Origin of the sequence: Fusobacterium ulcerans (assembly GCF_003019675.1) — a bacterium.
Taxonomy (GTDB): Bacteria; Fusobacteriota; Fusobacteriia; order Fusobacteriales; family Fusobacteriaceae; genus Fusobacterium_A; species Fusobacterium_A ulcerans.
The window spans coordinates 1,279,099-1,301,396 of sequence record NZ_CP028105.1; the positions used below are offsets into that span (position 1 = coordinate 1,279,099).

At 32.0% G+C, this 22,298-nt stretch carries 14 protein-coding genes; 7 read left to right on the plus strand and 7 right to left on the minus strand.

Going from position 1 to position 22,298, the window contains the following annotated elements; all coding sequences use genetic code 11:
* The first annotated feature begins 7 nt into the window (after positions 1 to 7).
* Both C4N20_RS05850 and C4N20_RS05855 read left to right on the plus strand, forming a co-directional pair.
* Positions 8 to 736, plus strand: a complete 729-nt coding sequence (locus tag C4N20_RS05850) for an MBL fold metallo-hydrolase (protein ID WP_005979873.1) — start codon at positions 8 to 10, stop codon at positions 734 to 736.
* 11 nt (positions 737 to 747) lie between these two features.
* On the plus strand, positions 748 to 1,374 hold the full coding sequence (locus tag C4N20_RS05855; protein WP_005979875.1) for a lactate utilization protein: 627 nt from the start codon (positions 748 to 750) through the stop codon (positions 1,372 to 1,374).
* Positions 1,375 to 1,685: 311 nt separating this feature from the next.
* Here the strand turns inward: C4N20_RS05855 and aqpZ are convergent, their stop codons facing one another.
* From aqpZ to C4N20_RS05870, 3 genes are all read right to left on the minus strand, one after another.
* Positions 1,686 to 2,372, minus strand: coding sequence for an aquaporin Z (gene aqpZ, locus C4N20_RS05860; RefSeq protein ID WP_005979877.1), 687 nt, complete (start codon positions 2,370 to 2,372; stop codon positions 1,686 to 1,688).
* 231 nt (positions 2,373 to 2,603) lie between these two features.
* A complete protein-coding gene (locus C4N20_RS05865; protein WP_005979879.1) occupies positions 2,604 to 3,815 on the minus strand; it encodes an L-serine ammonia-lyase in 1,212 nt (403 codons plus the stop codon).
* Positions 3,816 to 3,835: 20 nt separating this feature from the next.
* Entirely contained in the window at positions 3,836 to 4,852 is a 1,017-nt protein-coding gene (locus tag C4N20_RS05870; RefSeq protein ID WP_005979881.1) for a PTS sugar transporter subunit IIC, read from the minus strand.
* 363 nt (positions 4,853 to 5,215) lie between these two features.
* Between C4N20_RS05870 and C4N20_RS05875 the strand changes: the two genes are divergently transcribed.
* From C4N20_RS05875 to C4N20_RS05885, 3 genes are all read left to right on the plus strand, one after another.
* Positions 5,216 to 5,749 (plus strand): helix-turn-helix domain-containing protein, encoded by a 534-nt coding sequence (locus C4N20_RS05875; RefSeq protein ID WP_005979884.1) that lies wholly within the window; start codon positions 5,216 to 5,218, stop codon positions 5,747 to 5,749.
* Between the two features lie 61 nt (positions 5,750 to 5,810).
* Positions 5,811 to 6,638 carry an MBL fold metallo-hydrolase gene (locus C4N20_RS05880; RefSeq protein WP_005979885.1) on the plus strand — a complete coding sequence of 276 codons (828 nt, stop codon included), beginning with the start codon at positions 5,811 to 5,813 and terminating at the stop codon, positions 6,636 to 6,638.
* Positions 6,639 to 6,654: 16 nt separating this feature from the next.
* Positions 6,655 to 6,912, plus strand: coding sequence for a DUF3795 domain-containing protein (locus C4N20_RS05885; protein WP_005979886.1), 258 nt, complete (start codon positions 6,655 to 6,657; stop codon positions 6,910 to 6,912).
* Positions 6,913 to 7,091: 179 nt separating this feature from the next.
* Here C4N20_RS05885 and C4N20_RS05890 read toward each other — a convergent pair whose 3' ends face one another.
* Positions 7,092 to 17,963, minus strand: coding sequence for an autotransporter-associated N-terminal domain-containing protein (locus C4N20_RS05890; protein WP_106878560.1), 10,872 nt, complete (start codon positions 17,961 to 17,963; stop codon positions 7,092 to 7,094).
* Between the two features lie 13 nt (positions 17,964 to 17,976).
* Entirely contained in the window at positions 17,977 to 18,417 is a 441-nt protein-coding gene (locus C4N20_RS05895) for a hypothetical protein (RefSeq protein WP_005978416.1), read from the minus strand.
* Between the two features lie 429 nt (positions 18,418 to 18,846).
* Between C4N20_RS05895 and C4N20_RS05900 the strand changes: the two genes are divergently transcribed.
* A complete protein-coding gene (locus C4N20_RS05900; protein WP_005978418.1) occupies positions 18,847 to 19,194 on the plus strand; it encodes a cupin domain-containing protein in 348 nt (115 codons plus the stop codon).
* Between the two features lie 95 nt (positions 19,195 to 19,289).
* Here C4N20_RS05900 and C4N20_RS05905 read toward each other — a convergent pair whose 3' ends face one another.
* On the minus strand, positions 19,290 to 20,210 hold the full coding sequence (locus C4N20_RS05905) for an AEC family transporter (RefSeq protein ID WP_005978420.1): 921 nt from the start codon (positions 20,208 to 20,210) through the stop codon (positions 19,290 to 19,292).
* Between the two features lie 232 nt (positions 20,211 to 20,442).
* Between C4N20_RS05905 and C4N20_RS05910 the strand changes: the two genes are divergently transcribed.
* Positions 20,443 to 21,438 carry an MBL fold metallo-hydrolase gene (locus tag C4N20_RS05910; protein ID WP_005978422.1) on the plus strand — a complete coding sequence of 332 codons (996 nt, stop codon included), beginning with the start codon at positions 20,443 to 20,445 and terminating at the stop codon, positions 21,436 to 21,438.
* Between the two features lie 87 nt (positions 21,439 to 21,525).
* Here the strand turns inward: C4N20_RS05910 and C4N20_RS05915 are convergent, their stop codons facing one another.
* Positions 21,526 to 22,284 (minus strand): sugar phosphate isomerase/epimerase family protein, encoded by a 759-nt coding sequence (locus tag C4N20_RS05915; protein WP_005978423.1) that lies wholly within the window; start codon positions 22,282 to 22,284, stop codon positions 21,526 to 21,528.
* Between the last annotated feature and the right edge of the window lie 14 nt (positions 22,285 to 22,298).

Sequence of the window (22,298 nt, forward strand, 5' to 3'; positions counted from 1 at the left end):
GAGAATTATGAATAAACTGATAGTTTTAAATATAGATTTTGCTTCAAAAACTGGTGATAAAAATTTTATTCATCCTGTAATTATTCAAAGTGATAAAGAAAATATTCTCATTGATTGTGGAAATCTTGGTTTTCTTCCTTTGTTAGAAAAAGAAGCTAAAAAATATAATTTTGATTTTTCTCAACTTACAAAGATAATCATAACTCATCATGACCATGATCATATAGGAGCTCTTTATGAAATAAAGGAAAAATATCCACATATACAAGTTGCTTCTTCACTTGTGGAAAAACCATATATTGAGGGAAAGAAAAAATCTCTAAGACTGGAACAGGCAGAAAGAATATATTCTACTCTTTCTGAAGAAGAAAAAGTAAATACAGAGTACTTTCATAATATGCTGAAAGCTATAAAGCATGTGCCCATAGATATAACTATAGATGAGAATACTAAAATAGATTGGTGTGAAGAATTGAAAATAATTGCCACTCCTGGACATATGCCAGGACATATTTCTATTTATTTAGAAAAATTTAAAACACTTATAACTGGAGATGCCATGGTAGCTGAAAATGGAAATCTCCTTTTAGCTAATCCTCAATTTACTCTTGATATGAATGAGGCTATTAATTCTATAAGAAAATTTCTAAATTATGATATTCAGCAAGTTGTCTGTTATCATGGTGGTGTAATAACAGGAGATGTTACTTCCATCTTAAAAAATCTCTTAAAATAACAGGAGGTATTATGAATATTTCTCAAAATATGCTTAATAATATACTTTTAAATTTTGAAAAAAGAAATATGAAGGGATATTTTGTTGAAGATATACCTCAACTGATAAAGTTAATAAAAGAACTGGTTCCTGAAAACTCAATTGTTGGCTGTGGTGATTCAATAACTCTTGAAGAAGCTGGAATATATAGTATCTTTAGAAATGGTAATTTTATTTTTCTGGATAAATATAAAAAAAGTTTAACAAAAAAGGAGAAAAGAGAAATCTATATTAAAAATTTTTCTGCTGATACTTTTATCAGTGGTGCTAATGCAATAACAGAAGATGGTAAAATATTTAATATCGATGGAAATGGAAGCAGAGTAGCTCCTATTATATATGGCCCTGAACAAGTAATAATTGTAGCTGGAATAAATAAAATAGTTCCTGACATGGACCATGCTGTTCACAGAGCCAGACAGACTGCTGCTCCTCTTGATGCTGTACGTCTTGGAAAAACTACACCTTGTGCAAAACTTGGGTATTGTATAGATTGCCGTCATCCTGAAAGAATATGTAATTCTTTTGTTGCTATTGAAGGACAGTTTATAAAAGATAGAATAAAAATTATTATTGTTGATATGAATATGGGATTTTAATATAAAAAGAAGCTGACTGAAAAAATATTGAGACAGCTTCTCTTTTTTATTTAAAATTTTTCTTAAAATATTGTTGCTAAAAATAGTTTAGAGATTTATAAAATTTTTGATTATCTGTTTTTTACTATTTCCATAGTCTAACTATAAAATACTGACTTAGCAATTAAAAAAATATTATTATCCATATACATATAAAAAACCAGCAGAATCTGCTGGTTTCTTTTTATTTTATTGTTTATTTTAGCTGCCTGCCTTCTTTAGAGTAGATTTTCTTTTCTTGATATATAAGTTGATTTGTCAAAGCTGTTTTTTTATTTTTTAGCAAAAACTACTCTATAAATAATTCCACCCAGTATTGCTCCTATAATTGGTGCCACCCAAAACAGCCACAATTGTGACATTGCTCCTGTTTCAGCAAAAATTGCTGCTGCTGTACTTCTTGCAGGATTTACAGAAGTATTTGTTATTGGTATACTTATCAAATGTATAAGTGTTAATCCCAATCCTATAGCTAGTGGAGCAAAACCTTTAGGTGCTCTTTCATCTGTTGATCCTATTATAATAAGTAAAAACATCATTGTCATTACAATCTCTGAAACAAATGCTGCTGTTAATGAATATCCTCCTGGTGATAGTAATCCATATCCATTACTTGCAAATCCTCCAACAACAAATCCCTCTGTTCCTGTTGCTATTACATATAGAACTGCTGCTCCTGCTATTCCTCCCAATACCTGACTTACAATATAAGGAATAAGTTCTTTTTTATTAAAACGACCTGCTGCATATAACCCTATTGAAACTGCCGGATTTAAATGACATCCTGATATATGCCCTATTGCATATGCCATAGTTAATACTGTTAATCCAAAAGCAAATGCTACCCCTACAAATTTTATTCCTAAATCTGGAAATCCAGCTGCTAAAACTGCACTTCCACATCCTCCTAGTACCAACCAAAAAGTCCCTATAAATTCTGCTGTTAACTTTTTAAACATTTTTCCTCCTTAAATATCTGTAAATTGTATATCTACAACCGTAATTATACCTCTTTAATTAAAAAAGTCAATTATTTTTATCAACAAATATTTATATAGTTTCAAATTAATTAAATTCATTTAATTACAAAGAAAAAAATCAACTACATATAAACAGTATACATATAGAGAAAAGCCTCTGATTACTCAGAGACTTCTCTAAAATATATATTAAATTAAAGGGTCGACCTATTAGTCTTTTAAAAATTTATCATAATATTTTGCAAGACCACCTGTTGAAGTCTCTTTATATGAAGAACACATATCACTTCCTGTTTCTTTCATAGTTATAACTACTTGATCAAAACTTATTGTATGTTCTCCATTTGTTGAAAGTGCATAATCTGCTGTATTCAATGCTCTTACTGCTACTATTGCATTTCTTTCTATACAAGGTATTTGTACATATCCACCAACAGGATCACAAGTCATCCCTAAGTGATGTTCCATTCCCATTTCTGCTGCATATTCTATTTGATCAATAGTTCCACCTAGTATATATACTGCCATACCTGCTGCCATAGAACAAGCTGAACCTATTTCTGCCTGACATCCTGCTTCTGCACCAGATATTGTTGCGTTTTCTTTAATAAGGTTCCCTATAAGCCCTGCTACTGCAAGAGCTCTAAGTGATGTAGTTTCATCTAATTCATATTCTTCTATCAATGCTCTTAGAAGTCCTGGAATAACTCCTGCGGCACCACATGTAGGAGCTGTAACAATAGTTCCTGCACTGCTGTTTTCTTCTGATACTGCTAATGCATAAGCAAATATTTTCTTAGTTATTACTAGATAATTTTTCTTTTTATCTATTTTATCATATATCTCTTTAGCTTTTCTTGGATATCTTAATTTTCCTGGAAGGACACCATCTTTTTTGATTCCTCTGCTTACAGCATCATTCATAGTATCAAGAATATCTTTTAAATGATTCCATATTTCTTTTCCTTCACAGTGTTCTACATATTCCCAAAGCTCTTTATTATTTTCTTTACACCATTTTATAATATCATCCATTTTAGAAAGAGTATAAGTTCTTCCTGATCCATTTCTCTTATCAGAAAGTTCCTTTATTGTTCCTCCACCTACTGAAAATACAAGCCAGTCCTTAATTAGATTTCCATTTTCATCAAGAGCTTCAAACTTCATTCCATTAGTATGATACTCATGGATAAATTCAGGCATCCATACTATCTCTGTTTTTTTGGGTTTAAGAGTCTCTTCTATTATCCAGTCTGTAAGATGTCCTTTTCCAGTAGCTGCAAGACTTCCATAAAGTTCTACTCTATATGAATGTGCATTTTCTGTTTCTGTTTTAAATCTTTTGGCTGCTCTCTCAGGCCCCATTGTATGTGAACTAGATGGACCACAACCTATTTTAAACAATTCTTTTAAACTATCCAAAACTGCTTCCCTCCAATTACTTAGTTTCCTCTTATCTCATCAACTGTTTTAATTTTATAATTTTTAAATATTATTGAGCCTAAATATCCTGCTGCCGCTCCTGCTAATGCACACATAAGTGCAACTTTTGTAACTACTATTGCATCATTAAATCCATACATTACCATAAGACCTGCTATTGGTGTTGCTGTTCCAGTTGCATTATTTACCAGTCCAAACAGTGATACTATAACTCCTGCTGCTGCTCCTCCAATAAAATTAGTAACATATACAGGAATAGGGTTTGCAGATATAATATCTGCCTGAGTTAAAGGTTCTACTGCTACTGCTATTGTCGTTTTTCTATCTCCAAATCCCATTCTGTGGAAGAAAACTCCATTCATAAATGATGATCCCATTACTGCAAGAGCTCCAATAGCCATTGGAATTCCAGTTAAACCTAACATAGCTGTAAGTGCCATTGATGAAAGAGGTGCTGTAGCTACTACAGTTATTATTCCACCAAGAACAATTCCCATTAGTATAGGATTAGAGTGAGAAGCACTTTCCAGTATTCCTCCTATATTTAAAAGAGTTGAGTTAACAACTGGATTTGATACAGTTGCTATAAATCTCGCCAATGGAGCAATTAAACATATTATTACTATAAGGTCTACTCCTTGAGGTATTTTTTGCTCTAACTTAGGTACTACAAATGAAAGTATATACCCTGCTAAGAATCCTGGCAGAATTCCATATCCTGCTACAGATACTCCAATCAGTATAGCATAAGTAGGATTTACTCCAAGAGCTATTGGTACTAATGCTCCTGCTGCTACTCCACCCATAGATCCAGCTGCCTGACCTACACCTTTTAAGAATTCAAAACCTAGCAAATCTCCACCTACATAAAGTTGAAAAGCTTCTACAAGAAAACTAGCTGTTGCTGCTCCTGCTAATGCTCCCATCGCTTTCATACCTTTAGGCATTTTTAAACTAAATAGAGAAAAGCCTGCCAAAACCACAAGTAATAATGCTATTCCTTTAATCATTTCCATTTTAAAGATCTCCTTCTTTCTTTGTACATTTTAATTTTACGTTTTGTTTGATATAATTTAACAATAGTTTTCGTTCTTTTTACGAATATTATTGTTTTTTTACATACATGAAAAAAGTATAACACATGAGTTGAATTATTTCAACAATTTTTTCCACTATTTTGAAATATAATCTGAATTTTTTCGATTGTATACGTTTTTATTTAGTAATTTTTTCTATCTTTTCTTAAATTAAGCTTGTTTTTTCAGTATTTTTTTAATATAATTTTTAAAAAACTGAAATTCCAGCATAGTGATATTATTTTAATTTTTTTAGTTAATGTGGTATAATATATAAAATTAACAGTGTGGAGGCTATAACTAATGACACTAGGGGAGAAAATAAAAATAATTAGAAAAAGAAAAAATTACACTTTAAAAGATCTGTCAGATATGACTAAACTTTCTATAGGTTTTTTAAGTAATATAGAAAGAGATCTTAATAGTCCGTCTATCAGTAATCTACAGCAGATATGTCAGGCTCTTGCTGTAAACTTAATGGAAATATTAGATCCTACTGATACTCATTCACCAGTTACTAGAAAAGAGGAAAGAGAGGAGATTCTTGAAAATCCTGAAGTTCATGTAAAAATAGAAAGTCTTCTCAATGGAAAATCAAATCTTAATGGTATTGCTATCACTATTGAAAAAGGGGATAACTTTAGTGATATGTCATGGGGACATCTATATGATGAAATAGGAATTGTTATAAAAGGAGAGCTGGAAATTGAAATAGATAAAGAACTTTTCTATCTTCATGAAGGTGATTCAATAGTAATAAAACATGGTTCTGCTCACAGATATAAAAATCCTAAAAATAGTCCATCTGTAGTTTATTGGTTTTCTGCAAAAAAATAATCTTCCACTATAATGAAATTCCAATATAGTGAATTCTTAATTATAAAGGTATGGTGCAAACTTGAAAATAACTACTTTAATAGAAAATGAAGCTAACTCTAACCCTGAATTAAAATATGAATTTGGTCTGTCTTTATTTATTGAAGATGAGGACATATCTGTACTTTTTGACACTGGTAAAAGTGGAGATTTCACTAAGAATGCACAAAAACTTCAAGTACCATTAAGCAATATCAAACATGTGGTATTAAGTCACAGTCATTTTGATCATACAGGAGGAATAAGAGAACTTTTAGATAATTTTAATAATTCTTTTACTCTTCATATCAGTAAAACATTTTTTGAGGAAAAGCATAGAATAACTGGAATTATTCATGAATTTCTAGGAAACAACTTCAATGAAAAATATATATTGGATAAAGGAGTAAAAATAAATTATATAAACAGCAGCGAATACAAGCTTTCTAAAAATATAACTCTCTTTACAGATTTTAAACCTGTAAATGACTTTGAAACTCCTACCAGATATTATTTTAGAAAAATATATGATAACTATATCCTTGATAATATGGAGGATGAAATCGTTCTTGGAATTGATACCTCTAAAGGACTTCTTGTAGTTTGTGGTTGCTCACACATAGGAATAGCTAATATAATCAAAAATATAAAAAGACGTACCGGAAAGAAAATATATGGTATTATGGGAGGGCTTCATCTGTCAAAAGCCAGTGATGACAGAATAGAGAAAGTTCTCAAGTATTTCGATGAATGTAATATAGAATTTTTTGGAGTTTCTCATTGTACAGGAGAAAAGGTTACTAAAATATTGAAAGAAACTAAAAAGGATTTTGTTTATAACAATACTGGGAATATAATTACTATAGATTAATATCAGGGAGGGCACTATGATTCAATCAAGATGTGGTATACTTTGTGAAAAATGTCACTATAAAGAAGAATTAGGCTGCAACGGTTGTGTTAATATCAATAAACCTTTTTGGGGAGAAAGCTGCCCTGTAAAATCATGCTGTGAAAATAAAAATCTTGCTCATTGTGGACAATGTGATATATTCCCATGTGAACTTCTTATGCAATTTGCATATGATAAAGAACAGGGAGATGAAGGAAAACGTATAGAGCAATGCAGATGTTGGCAGAGTTAATCAAAATAAAGAAAAGAGTAGTTCAAATTTTTTAATAAGAACTGCTCTTTTTTATTCTTTGTTTCTTTATTTTTTCTAAAAATTATATTATATTTCTAAATTTTAGAAATATGAGAATGACTTGTAATTAAATATATAATTTAGTTTTTTAGTCACTCTCATTTTCTTAATTGATATTTTTAGAATCTATACATTAGATTTACTCCATATCTAGTTGCATCTATGCTTCCTTCCTGTCTTGTTACTTCAAATCCTATACTGTGTCCTTCTCTTGTCTCATATTTAAGTTCTGCACCTATTTTTATTATCTCTTTTACTTTCTTTGGTTTTTCTAAGTCATAGTATCCTGCATCTGTATTTTTGATTTTCGCCTTGTTTGCTCCATCATATACTTTTCCCAGTTCATACTCTGCTGTTGCTTTTCCTATCAGACTATATTTTCCTGACTGTGCATATTTATTGAAAGCTATATCTGCTCCTACTCCTGGTCTTACTATGTACATATCTCTTGACTCTATATCCAGTTCTATTCCATCTCCACTTTCTTTGAAATCTTCAAACTTTCCATATCCTAAGTTGAATGTTCCAAATACTCCAAGATTTATTTTTTCACTATCCAATGGGATGTCATATCTTAATTTATTTTTCCATTCCACTGTTCCTGACCAGAATTTTCCTGTATTCTCATATGTTCCACTGCTCAAATGTATCTTTCTGTCTGTCTCATGATGATTTACACTTATCTCTCCTCTTGTGTAGTATTTCAAATTTTTACTATCTTTTATATAGTCTTCAAATCCTACTCCTGCATTTAGTGAGTAAACTGTTTCTTTTGATCCAGGGTCAAAATCAAATTTAGTCTGTGTAAATCCTACACTCCAGTTAGATATTCTTCCATATTTCATATGATCATACTCTTTTAATATCATTGTTCCAAGAGATTTAGATTCATAATCTTCCACTCCTGCTCTTTTGCTCTTTGTTTCTCCTCCAGTCATGATAGCTCCTATCTTCAGAGTTTCTCTTGAATAAAGTCTGTTATTTTTTAAATTTTCATATGATGTAGTGAATACTTCGTTAATATCCAACATTCTAGTTTGGATGTTTGCATATACATTTCCTCTAAGTTCATTATCAAATGTTGCTCCAAGTTCATCTTTATCTGATATCATATCCAGCGCATCAAACATTTCAAGTTCTTTATTTGCTGCTCCAGCATATATTTCATCCAATCCTTTTCCAAACTCTATAGCTTCTGTTCCTGAAAGAAGTTTCTTATATGGTATCTTTACCATTACTATTCTTATTAGATTAGGATCAGTATCATCTTTTTGTACATCTGCTATAAATGAAACTGAATGAGATATTGCTGTTATAGATCCATGATTTGGTACATTTGTAATTCCATTTAGATATTGTACTGTATACATATCATGATTGCTTCCTTGAGTTACATTTGGAAGAACTATGAACTGCCCTTTATTAAATGATTCAGCATTTATTGTTCCTATATGTCCTGCTGTACTTCCTAAAGTTATAGTTCCAAAATCAAGCGCTCCATTTACTGTTATTGTTCCTGTATTTGTAATAGTTACTCCATCTATTGAAGCTGTTGGTCCATTGATAGTTATATCTCCAACATTTGTCAGACTTCCACTACCTTCTACTACTCCTTCTCCTCCTGATATGTTTATAGTTCCTTTATTAAGAAGAACTCCATCAGTACCTAAATATATTCCTGTTCTTCCTGCTCCATTTACATTTATTGTTCCATAGTTTTCAACTGTTGCTTTATAGTCTGCATAGATTCCTTCACTGTCTGCTCCATTTACTGTAATAGTTCCTGTAGTATGGTTTCTTACTATTGAATTATCAGTAGCTGCCATTCCTCTTGAATTTGCTCCATCTACTGTAATTAATCCATAGTTTTCCAATGTTGAATACTTAGTTGCCTGCATTCCATAAGCAAGTTTTCCATCTACTTGAATAGTTCCTCTATTTATTCCATGGCCTCCATCATTTGCTACCATTCCTACTCCATGGTCATCAGGTACATATATATATCCCAAAGAAGAATTTTCTACAATTCCTGTTTCTGTTGCCATTCCTACAGAAATTTTTGGAGGCAGTCCTGATACTACAGTTGATTTTCCTACTGTTATATTAGCATTATTTATCATAGTTCCTGACTTTGTATACATCCCTATACTATGATCGCTTAATGACAGATTAGTATTATTTGTTCCTGTTCCTGAAGCAGAATAGATATATGATGAATCTGTTCCTACATTGATAACAGCGCCATTTGCTACTGTTATATTTCCATTTTCTGTAGCTATTCCAACAGATTCTTTTCCAGCAGTTATTGTTCCACTGTTATGATTTACTGAAGTAGTTCCTGCTCCATAGATTCCAGCTGAATTAGTATTTCCCACTGTTATATTTCCTGTATTTGTTATCAGAGTTCCATTCTTTACAAATATACCATTAGAACTATCTCCTAATACTATACTTCCAGTATTTGATGCACTTCCCTGAAGTCCATAGATTCCTGTACTCTTTGCTCCTGTACTTTGAATAAAATTGCTGTTTGTTACAACAGTATTTTCTCCAAATATACCTACTGCATCTTTTCCTATTTCTATATTTCCAGTGTTTGATACAGAAGTTACATTTTTACCATACATAGCCACTGCTGAATTAAGTACCAGTCCTGTATAAGCTCCATTTCCTACTTCTATTGATGAGTTGTTTATCATAGTTCCATTTTCGCTATACATACCTATACTTGAATCTCCCATAAGCTTCATAGTTCCACTATTTACAGTAGTTCCTGTACCTGTATTAATTATTCCTTTATTTTTTACAGTTGATGAGTCTATATTTCCAGAATAGTTTATATTTCCATTATTTGTAGTAAATACTCCTATAGCTTCTGTTCCTGTAAGGTCTATCTTTATTCCTGTATTCAATGCTACATTATTGTCCATAAATATTCCAGTTGATTTATTTGATACATTTAATTTATCAAGGTTTGTCACTTTAGAAATATCTCCTGTTCCTGTAAGAAATATTCCTGTTCCCTCTGTCCCAGTTGTCACTTCTCTGTTGTTGAAATCTACCAAAGAAGCTGAATCTGAAAGTGTAAGAGCTATACTTTTATTGCTCATAACTATATCAGCACCTGTGTAGTTGATTGTTCCTCCAGCGCCAAATAGTAAAGTTGAGTCTTCTCCAACTGAAGCTGTTCCGCTTATATTCATAGTTCCATCAGTTCCAACATAGTATGCTGCTGATTTATCTCCTACTGATACATGTCCTGTTGATGTTCCAACAGCAAAATTTTCAGTATACATTCCTATTGATGTATTCCCAGTAAGATTTATTGTTCCAGCATTTGTAAGAGTAGTTCCCACTCCTGTTCCTACCATAGCTTTTGCATTTATTACATTTCCATTGATAGTTCCAAGGTTAGAGTTAGTTATTGTTGCTCCGCTGTCTCCTTGCAGTCCACTTGTTCCTACAGTTATAGCAGTGTCATTAAGTATATTTCCTAGTGCCCCTGATACTATTACATTGGCAAAATTAATATTTACAGGAGTTCCTGATGTAAAATGAAGATTTCCATTATCCAAATATGCAAAGATACCTGCTGCTGTATTTGTTACTGTTCCTCCTGCTACATTAAGATTAGCTCCATTTTTAACATAGAATCCCATGTTATTTGTTCCGCCTATATCTACTTTTCCGCCAGCACCTAAAGTAAATGTGCTTCCCTGTTCAAGTAAAGCTCCTATTCCTTTGTTTGCTGTACTTGAAGATGTAATATTAAGTTCTCCATTGTATGTTATATTTGCTGCTACTCCTAGGTTTTCAGCAAGATATATACCTAATGCATCTTCTCCTGTCACATTTATTTTTGCTCCAAGAGTTCCAGTAATAGATGGATCTACATATATCCCTATTGTTCTGTTTGCTGCTGTAGAATCTCCTGTTACTGACATAGTTCCTGTATAGCTTACAGCATTATTTTTCAGATAGATTCCTATTCCTCCATCAATATCAAAGTTATATGCTGTATTTCCTGTTATATCTCCACTATTTACATAAACTCCTATCTTATTTCCTACAATTGATGGAGTTCCTGTTATAGTTCCCATATTTGTTACTGTAGAACTTGCTCCATCTAAATAGATACCTATTGTATCATCTCCAGATAAAGCCAATGTTCCTTGATTAGAAACTGCTGCTCCATTGTCTCCATATATTCCTATTCCATCAGTATTGATAGTTTGAGCTGCTGTATTTGTAAGAGATATTCCATCAGTAAATATACTTACAAGATTATCTCCTGTATGGTTTACTGTTATATTATTTGTTACTGGATTTGTTCCTGCGTAGTAAATTCCTACTCCCTTGGCAGTATTAGTATAGTTTACATTTAATGTTCCAGAAGACAGTGCTGAATCCTTAGAGTACATAGCTATTCCCTGATTTCCCATAGCAATAGTTCCACTGTATCCTGCTAGATTTACTAAACTGTTTTCTGCATATACACCTGTTCCACCTGCTCCTACAGATATATTTCCACTTGTTAATGTTGAACTTCCACTATCTAATACTATACCTACTGTTCCAGAACCAGTCTGAGATATATTTGTTCCATTTAGATCTACTATACCAGTATTTTTTCCAACTACTGATGTAGTAATATTAGCAGTTCCTGTTATAGTTCCTCCATTAAGATTAACTACTGAACTTCCTCCATCAGCAAGTATTCCTACACCGCTATTGACAGTCAGTGTTCCAGATGTATAGTTGATAGTTGAAGCATCTTTTCCATATAGTCCAAGATAATGAGAACCTATTGTTCCTGTATTCTCTATTGTAGATCCTTTAGCAAAGGCTCCTATACTTCCTCCTGCAAGAGTAGAATTCAGAGTTCCTGCATTTGTAAATGTAGCTCCATTTTCTGCATACACCCCAATTGATGATGAACCTCCAGAATTTATTATTCCTCCTGTACTATTTGTAAATGAAGAACCTGCCTTAGTTACAATAACCCCTACAGAATTATTTCCTGTTGATGTTATAGTACCTGTTGATGAAGAGTCTCCTCCTTTGAAGTACATTCCATATCCATCAGCTATATTTACTGTTACATTTCCACTATTTGCTACATCTGTATCTATGAAGTACGCTCCTATTCCTTTAGCATTTAATGTTATATTTCCGCTGTTAGTAAACGGCGCCAAAGTTGAACCATACATTCCTATGATTTCATCACTTCCTGATACAATTTCTATATCAGTTTTATTTTGTGCAGAACCTGTTCCATAGTATAGCCCAATAGGTCTTACTGGATCTGATCCACTTAGCGCTGTAGACGTGCTGCTTAGTTTCATTGTTCCTGTATCTGCAAAAGCGCCGCCTTTATAGTAAGCTCCTATCCCCATTTTACCACCTGTATCAGATGAAAGAGAAAGATTCATAAGCCCACTTGTTTTTGAAGTATTATCTCCATCCATATATATTCCAACAGCATTAGGAGCTGCTGTTATATTGCTTGGAGCTATTGAAGATACTGTTATATTATTTCCTGATGCATATATTCCTAATGGAATATTTCCATCAGCAAGACTTGCTGCTGTTACAACTATAGTTCCTCCATTTAATTCAATCATCCCCTGATGAGCTCCTGTTGTTTTAGCAGAGATACCTATATTTGATACTCCATTTACATTTATCGTTCCAGAGTTACTAAATGTAAAGTTTCCATTATCTGTTACATTGTGAACTCCTATATTTTCTGTTCCAGCTTCATTATGTACAACATTTATTGTTCCACTGTTTTTAAGTATAGAATCTTTACTGTAAATACCTATATTATTTTTCCCTACATTTACTATTCCACTTGTTTCATTCAATGTATTTTTAGTATTTGTCATAAATATTCCAAATCTTCTGTCTGCTGTTGATAAAGAATCTCCCAAAGTTATATTTGATGAGTTATTCAATCTTAAAGCTGTTCCAATAGTATCCTCTACATATATTCCTATTCCAGCTTTTCCTGCAACACTCATTGGAGCAGACCCATTAGTAACTTTTATCTCTCTATTTCCTGCAATACTGCTCTTTGCATATATTCCAATAGGATGTACACTTGTTGAACTGTCTCCATTTCCCTCTATTACAATATCTTTTCCAACAGTATCTACAGATGCATCCTTAGCATAAATACCTATTGCTCCACTTACTGGGGCTAAGCTGTCTCCTACTGTTACAACTCCAGTATTTACTACATTTACACCTTCAGAAATTATTCCATAAGATCCTGTAGATTTGGCTGTTATATCTCCAGAGTTTGTAAGTGTTCCTGCTCCTGTTCCGTAGATACCTACTATTGTTTCTGCACCACTAGTATTTAATACTTCCATATTCATATTATTATTAAAAGTATTTCCTGTTGTTCCTTTGAAAGCTATTCCTATAGCTGTATTCCCTGCTCCTGAAGTTCCAGCATAGTCCACTGTAAGTTTATCTGCTGCATTAGTATGAGATATGATTGTATTCCCTTCTGATTGAAGAGCTACTCCTCCCTCTTGGATTTCTATTCCATAATTTCCATTCATTTTTACATCAGAACCTTGAGCATATATTCCAACACCATTTTTACCTACTTTGATATCTCTTCCACTTCCAGAATCTTTAAGAGTAAGAGTTCCTCCAGCTCCAGTGGTATTAGTGCTTCTTATTACAATACCTTTTCCATCATCTCCAAGTGTAATAGGAGCTTCATTATGCATAGTCATCTGACTTTTAGCAGCACTATTATGATTATTTTCCATATAGATACCTATTCCATGAGTTCCAGTTATACCAATAGTTCCCTTATTGATAACCTCTCCCCATAGTCCAGCTTTTCCTGCATTTTTTCCATAAGTATCTGGTGTTCCAGACTTATTAGTAGCAAGTGATAAAATTCCAATAGATTGATTTGTTGAATCTGAATCTGCCAGTTCTATTTTTCCACCAGCTTTATTTTCTATCTTAGTTCCATTGATTCCATATGCTCCTACTCCTTTTGATACTTTTACAACTCCACCACTATCCACATTTATATGTCCATAACTTGTATAAATTCCAACAGCCTCATTTATGCCATCTGATATATCTACTGTTCCTTTAATAGTATATCCAGACTCATTATTAGATATTGCAGTAGTATTTGAACCAAGATATAGACCTCTTCCTGCTACAGAACTTACATTTTTTCCAGCGTTTAAAGTAACAGCTTTTCTTTCCATTACTATATCGTTAAATCCATCTCCAACTGTTCCACCCACTGATATATTATCTCTATTAACATCAGTATTTATATCAAGTGTTCCTCCATCCAGACTACTTTTATACCAATGTCCATTAGGATCAATAGCTGCTGCTTTAGGGATATTTACTAATCCATTTGTTGGATTATTTAAATAATTTGGTGTTCCATCCCATATAGCATTTATATTTTTAAATACTCCTAGATTCACTCCATTTCCTGTTAAATTAACTGTTAAATTTCCCATTCCATTGTATAATGAAGTTCCAGCTCCAGAAGTAAAATTAGAAGATTCTCCGTAGAAAACTACTCCCTTACTTATATTTAAAATTGTAGCTCCTGTAAAAGTAAGCTTTGAATTTCCTGTTGCTGATGAATAAAAGGCCAATTGATCATCTACTCCATGAGTTATAGTTCCACCTTTAAATTCAAGCTGTCCTCCATTTAAAGCTACTAAAGCTCCATCTGCTCCAGATGTAAGAGTACTCCCTGCCCCATTTATTGCTATTTTTGACTTTGCTCCATCTACATAAACTCCAAGACCCTCTACATTTAGCTTTCCTGTTACAGTTATTTGGGCTCCATCTCCTGTTGCTCCACTCATGGCAACAACACCTTTATTCTTATCTCCATTTACAAGAACTATATCTCCAGCAATATTGATAACTGAAGGAGCTGCTGTTCCTCCACCATGAGCTATTGAACTCTCTAAGTTTTCTGTAGCCCATATTTTATGTCCAGAAGCAAAAGCTCCAGTAGATTCAGCCCCATAAATAGTTATACTTTTTGTTTCTATCTTTGCCCCATCTTTAGCAAATACTGCTACAGCTTTTTTACTTCCTAAAGCTATATTCTGTGAAATAAGAACTGAAGAACCATATTGTGGCACATATTTTTGCCCAGCTCTTCCATCAGTCACCACTGGCTGCCCAGGAGCTGTTATTAACCCTCCATTATTGGCTCCAATTACAGCTGGTCTTGGATTGAACCATACCCCTTCTGCAAAAGCAATTATTGTCCCTTCTGCTCTATCTGCATCTGGTGTAGCTGAAGTTTGTCCATCTGTTATTATTGAAGCTGTAGATAATTCGACAACACTTCCATTTCTTGCCACAATTGCTATATTATTTTTAGAATACTTTCCAAACACTGCACTGTAGTTATCTATTTTAAGATTTTGTATAGCATGAGCTGCTGCAGTTAACTCTGGATACCCTACCTGTGTTCCTGCTGAAGTTCCAATTCCTGTTCCATATTTATTTGTATTGTTATAAGCTTTTAAATTAGTAGTTGCTGGAAAATATCCATTGGCTACAGTTAATTCTTTTCTCTGTCCAGAAGCAACATAAAGAGCCACATTTCCACTTGATTTTGTTACATCCCCATCTTTATTTCCAGCAGTTATTTGAGAAGTTCCACTAGCTCCATTTAATGAAGTTCCTATTTTAAAATCTATAGGTAACGTTCCCTGAAATATTCCATAATAATCAGGTCTATTCCTAGCTTGGTGTTCTGCTAGATAAATTCCAACATTCCCATCTCCTGTCATGTATACTTCACCTAAATCTATAATAGGGGCTTCAGTTCCAGGTAAGCCATATCCATATTTAGTTCTGTCTGGAACATATTTTTGCACCCATGTTCCTACATTCCCTGATCCATTAAAGTAGAATGTTCCTTTATTTCCACCAGAATCTTTATTTTCATATCTTACTCTTCCCATAAGTGGAGTATATACCAACAAAGCCTCTGGATTAGCTATATGGCTGTGTATTGCTGTAGTTCCATCTGATAAAACTGTATTTCCTCCATTATATCCATTCCATCTGTATGAACTACTGGCTGAAATATAATAAATAGTATTAGTACTTGTATCTATTCCCATTGTAGTTTTTCCAAATACTCCCTGTTTTCCTAACCCATTATCTTGTCTAGGTCTTCCCCAATCTACAACTTTAGAATTTATATCAACAGTAGACCATGTCCCTTGATCTGAATAAGGTACATTATTAAAAAGAGTATTTTGATCTCCAGTTATCTTTATAGTAACATTTTCTAATTCTAAAGATGTCAGATAATTTGCTCCCCAATGAAGAATATCTGTACTTATTGTAGATTTTCCCATAAGTTCTATTGTTGAATCTTTTATTTTCATACTGCTATCATTTCTTATCAGCAGAACTCCAGCTTCTCCATACTTTGCTGCATCTCCTGGCTGCATTCCCACAGTTCCAGGTACTCCATCTGCTCCACCTATTTTAAAATCTATGTTTTGTACCACTGTTCCTGCCCAATGATTATGCATTATCCATCTGTTTTTCTGTCCTATTATTTCTCCATTTAGAACTGTTCCAGAAGTATATCCAGGTCTTTGAGCACTTCCAGATATTGCCAAAAATGATCCGCCATGTGTTGCACTATAATAATATGGAGTATATGCAGCAACAGCTGTTGTACTTGTTATATTTTTATAACCAGTTTTTGCACCGCTTGCATCTCTATAAGCATATATTTCTCCTCTTACTGCTCCATTACCATTTAAGTTCATTCCTCCAAAAAGTGGCATAGAAGTATCTGTTAATCTTCTAACTTGTCCTATTCCAAGATTTCCTGCTGTTCCATTTGATTGTAAAGCTGTAGTAGAAGCTGCCAAAACATTTGAATTAAAATTATTATATCCCCTTAATCCATGTCCTACTGGTCCTCCTTCTCCACTCATATTCAGCCAAGTTCCTCCTGGAGCTACATATGAAGTAAAAGTAGGAGCTGAAGGTGCTATTGGTGTAGACACGCTTGGTGATGGCGGTATAATTGAAGGTGGTGCCACAGGGTTCAAAGAAATCACTATATTAGGCGTAACTAAATTAGGTATATTTAATACCCCTGGTCCAGCTACATTTATTGTCCCTATATTTACATTTATATTTGGTTCATTTACTGTTACTATTATATCCCCTGGTGCTGTTGGTGTTGTTGGCAGTGTCACAGTTGGAGTTACAACTGTTGGAGCTGTTATATTTACCGCTCCTACTGTTATTGAAGCTATTGCTGGTGATGTCACTGGTATCACTGTTGGAGCTGTGGGCACTGTAAACGCTACATTTGGCACTGTTGGTTCTATTACTACTGGTGCTTTTACCACTGGCAGAATGAATAACTTTGCCTCTGCATCATATACATTTGTATTTGAATGATAATTTCCACTCATATTTATCCAACCGCTTGAAGCATATCCACTTGCTTTATTATTATGTGTATATTGTGCTGCTCCCAGAAGTGTTCCCTTCTCTCCTGTTTCTGCTGATGTTCCATGTACTTCGTTAAATCTTTTTCTTAATTTATCCATAGAAGTGTCTCCTCTTACACTTCCTTTCCAGTCTTTACTTACACTATCAGCTTTTTTAAAGCCTCCTATCATTGAAAATCCATATGCTGGTGCTGTTGGTTTAGAATAAAAATCAGCTTCTTTCAAAAGAATCCTTGAATCCAAATTTAGTGTTTTCATCTTACTTTGATTTTCTAATAATTTTTGCTTTATGGCTTCTCTTTCTTCTTGAATCTTAATTAATAAATCCCCTTTTGTTTCATGAATCTCTTCTGCTGTTATTCCTGCTCCCAAGGCTATTCCACCTGTTATCATAAAAGCTATCAAAAGTGAAAAGGAATAACTGACTCTTCTCTTTAAAAATCTCTTCAGAGATTTTTCAATATCATTCTTTCTCATAAAATCTCCCCCCTTAATTTCCAGTTCTTATCTTCTGTTCAATGTTATTAAGTTTACTCAAGTATTCATTTAGTTTCTTATTTTCAATTGAAATAGATTCAATCTCATTTTTATTGAAATTGAACTCCTTGTGTATTTCATCAAATTTTTGACTTAAAAATACTCTGTTTTCATTTGCTTCCATCCCCAAAATTTCTTCAAATTCCATAATTTCTTTTTCTTCCATTTTTAAAAATGCCATTCTTTCTTTTCCTGTTTCAAAAGCTGCTTCCCCTGATGCTGTTCTAGTTTCAATAGTATTTTTGCTTCTAAATACTTTTTCTTCAAGGGATTCATTGAGATCTCTTCTTATGTCCTCAATTACTTTTTTTCCCTCTTTTTCACTTATTTCTTGTGATAAAAGAATTGTGCTCAAACAAGATAAAAAAAGAAGTACCCAAAGTACTTTTTTCATATTTCCTCCTTGATGTTTTAAAATTCAACTTATATATATTCTGTATACTTTTTTAAATTTGACAAACAATTATTTTTAAAGTATGGCATTATACACTTTAATAATTGCTATTTTATAGAATTTTTATATACTGTATAAGTTTATATTTAAATTATAACATATTAATTTTCAGTACACAAACTAAAAAAACCTCTTATTATAGTTCTGTTTTTTCATTATGACATCTTAATTAGATTTATAGATTTCATTCATTAAAAAAATACTTTAAAACTTGTATTGTTATTTTTATAATGATATGTTTTTTTATAAAAAGTTCTATAAAATAAGATAAAAGAACAGTAACACATGTTACCGTTCTCTATAAAAATCTGTAGTATAATATTTATATAATTTAGAAAAGAAAATTTTATATTAATTAGGAGGGAAAAAATGGAACTAAATATCTTAAAAAATATTCCTCACGAAGAAGTTACACTTTTAAAAGATCTTGTTAAAATACAAGATGGGCAGGTAGTGAGTAAAACTCTTGCTCAAAATAGTGCAGTAAGTATAACTGTATTTGCATTTGATAAAAATGAAGAAATAGGAACACATGATTCTTCTGGAGATGCTATGGTTACAGTTTTAGAAGGAATAGGAGCTTTTATGGTAGATGGAAAAGAATATATTCTAAATCAAGGTGAAACTCTTGTAATGCCTGCAAATAAACCACATTCAGTTTTTGCAAAAGAGGCTTTTAAAATGCTGCTTATAGTTGTATTTCCACAAAATAAATAAAATAATTAAAAAAAGCTGATATCATTGAGATAAAAATAGTTTTAAAAATCTAAAAAGATTTTAAAATATATTTATTCTATGAGTCAGCTTTTTATTTATATTCCTATTCCCATTGATACCAAAAGGAAAGTAATTATTGTTATACTTATGATTATCGATGCTGAACTTGTAAATCCAGCTATTCCCACATCTCCATCACATTTTTCAGTAAATACTGCTGATAATGCTGAAACTGGAGCAAAGACTGCTATTACTAATACCTGACGAATCTCCAGTGGAAAAGGCATGAATTTATAAAATATAAATGCCAGTATTCCAGAAGCTAGATATCTAACTGCAAGTATAAATCCAGCTTTTGAAAGGTAATCATACCTGAATTTTATCTCAAACATCATTCCTATCATCAACATAGAAACAAATCCATTAGCTGCCCCTATCACAGATGTAAGAGAAATTATTTCTTTAGGTATGTGTATATTCAGCAATGCTAATATTAACATTCCAGTATAAGTGACAAAAGGCACAGAAGAAAAAAGTTTTTTAATAGATTGAGCAAAAGAAGCCTTTTCTCCACTTCCTATTACTGCTGATGTCACTGCATAAGAACCTCCAGTACAACTTATAGAATTTCCTATATCAAACATACATACTGCCACCACTCCAAAAGCTCCTAAAAAATTTTGTACAAACGGCAATGTAAAAGCCCCTATATTATATCCTGATAAATTAAGCATATACAAAGCCCTTAACTTATCTCCCTTTTTATCTGAAAGAATATATCCTATGAGTATCATTACCATATTACATCCTAATCCAAGAAGAACAAGAATAAAAAGCGAATCATCTTTTTGAAAACTTCCAAAGCTATTTATTATAGCTGCTGGAAGGGTTATATTTATAACTATTTTCGTCACTATCCTATAATCATCTGGTGCAAAAAAACCTCTTTTTTTCAGTACATATCCCATTATTATAATAAAAACAAAAGCTGATGCTTTCATCAAGACCTGCTCCATAAAACTTTCCCCCTGTTATCTGATTTTTAATATTTGATATTATATACCTTTTTTCTTCATTTAACTATACTTATGTAAAAAACTACTTCAAAGCTTTTTTAGAAATATAAAATATATACTTTCTGTTTTTTTATGAATCATTCTTTTAATTGTAAAATACTAAAATTAAGTATATACTTTTAAGTAAAGGTGGTTATATAACATATTAAATTATAAGTGAGGTTGATAAAATATGCTAGAGTTACTTTACGAAAAGCCAGAAATATATAGAATGTTAATTCCATTACCAGAAAATCCATTAAAAACTTTAAATTCTTACTTGATAAAATTAGAAAATAGAAATCTATTAATTGATACTGGTTTTAATCGTCCTGAATGTCATGAAGCACTTATAGAAAATTTAAAGGAACTTAATGTGGATATGGAAAAAACAGATATTTTTCTAACTCATCTCCACTCTGATCATACTGGACTGATAAATAAAATTGCTCATAAAAGTAGTAAAGTCTACATTGGAAAAATTGATTATGAGTATATGTTTGAAAATTTAGAAGGTTTTAATTGGGAAGAATCAGAAAAGAGATTTGCTTCAGAAGGTTTTCCTTATGAAATCATCGAGAGATTAAGAGATACCAATCAAGCAAAAATCTTTGCTCCTGATGGAATGTTTGAATCAATTTTAGTTGAAGATGGATATAAATTTAATGTGGATAAACTGGAATTTACAGTTATTCTTACTTCAGGGCATACTCCTGGACACACATGCCTTTACCTTGAAAAAGAAAAACTTTTATTTTCTGGAGATCATATACTTTTTGATATAACTCCTAATATAACTTCTTGGCTTAGGGTAAAAGATTCTCTAAGAAACTATATTGAAAGCCTTGAAAAAATAAAAAAACTTGAAATAACAAAAACATTTCCAGGGCATAGAGCAACTTCTGATGATGTTTATAGCAGAATAGATGAAATAATAGAGCATCATAAATCAAGATTAACAGATACTCTTGAAGTAATCAAAGAAAAATCTGCTAAAGAAGGACTGACAGCATATGAAATAGCATCATTTATGAAATGGAATATGAGAGGAAAATCATGGACAGAATTTCCAGATAACCAAAAATGGTTTGCTGTTGGAGAAACATTATCTCATTTAGATTATCTGTTTAATGAAAATAAAATTGAAAAGTTTAAAGATAATGATATGTATAAATATAAACTAACATAAAATTAAATGTTCTAAAAAAACTAGTTGTAAAGTATATTTTTATACTATTTTCAACTAGTTTTTTCTTTATTTATGTTATTTTTGATTTTACTTAAAATTATTTATCAGTTTTAAATCTTCAAGGAGTTCATTTTTAGAGGTCACAGCAGAATATTCCAATACAAGATTTGCATCTGGTGTTTTTTCATGAACATATTTCAGTATTTTTTTTAAATCAAATTTACCATTAAAGACAGATTGATGCATGTCCCTTTCTCCATCATTATTATGAAGATGATATCCTATTATCTCATCTTTCAATGCTCCTATTAAATTTTCCACATTCCAGTTATTTAATAAAGCATGCCCTATATCAATAAGAGAATAAAATTTATATTTTTTTATAAATTCAATATATTCTTCTTGATTATACAGCATATTTTTACTGATTCCCACATTTTCTACTGCTATTTTTACCGATTTTTCCTTAGCTTTTTTTACTATTTCTTCTATTCTTCTTTCTATTATATTTTTATTAACTTTCTCTTCCAAAACTTCATTAGTATGGAGAACTAAAAATTCTCCTCTATATTTTCGAGTTATATCAATAGCCTTTTCAAAGTCTTCAAGTGCCTCTTTCCATTTTTCTTCTGGCACTGTAAGTTTAAAATATCTGTATGGTCCATGAAATGAAAGATTTTCTATTGAATAATTTTCAAGAATTTTATTCAGCTTCTTGCTATGCTTTTCATCATATGGCTCTATAAAAAATTCTATGTTTTTTATTTTATTTTCTTCTAAAAAATTTATTGTTTCTTCATAACTATCACTTGCACATATGAGATCACTTATATATATTCTATTCATATTTTTTCCATTCT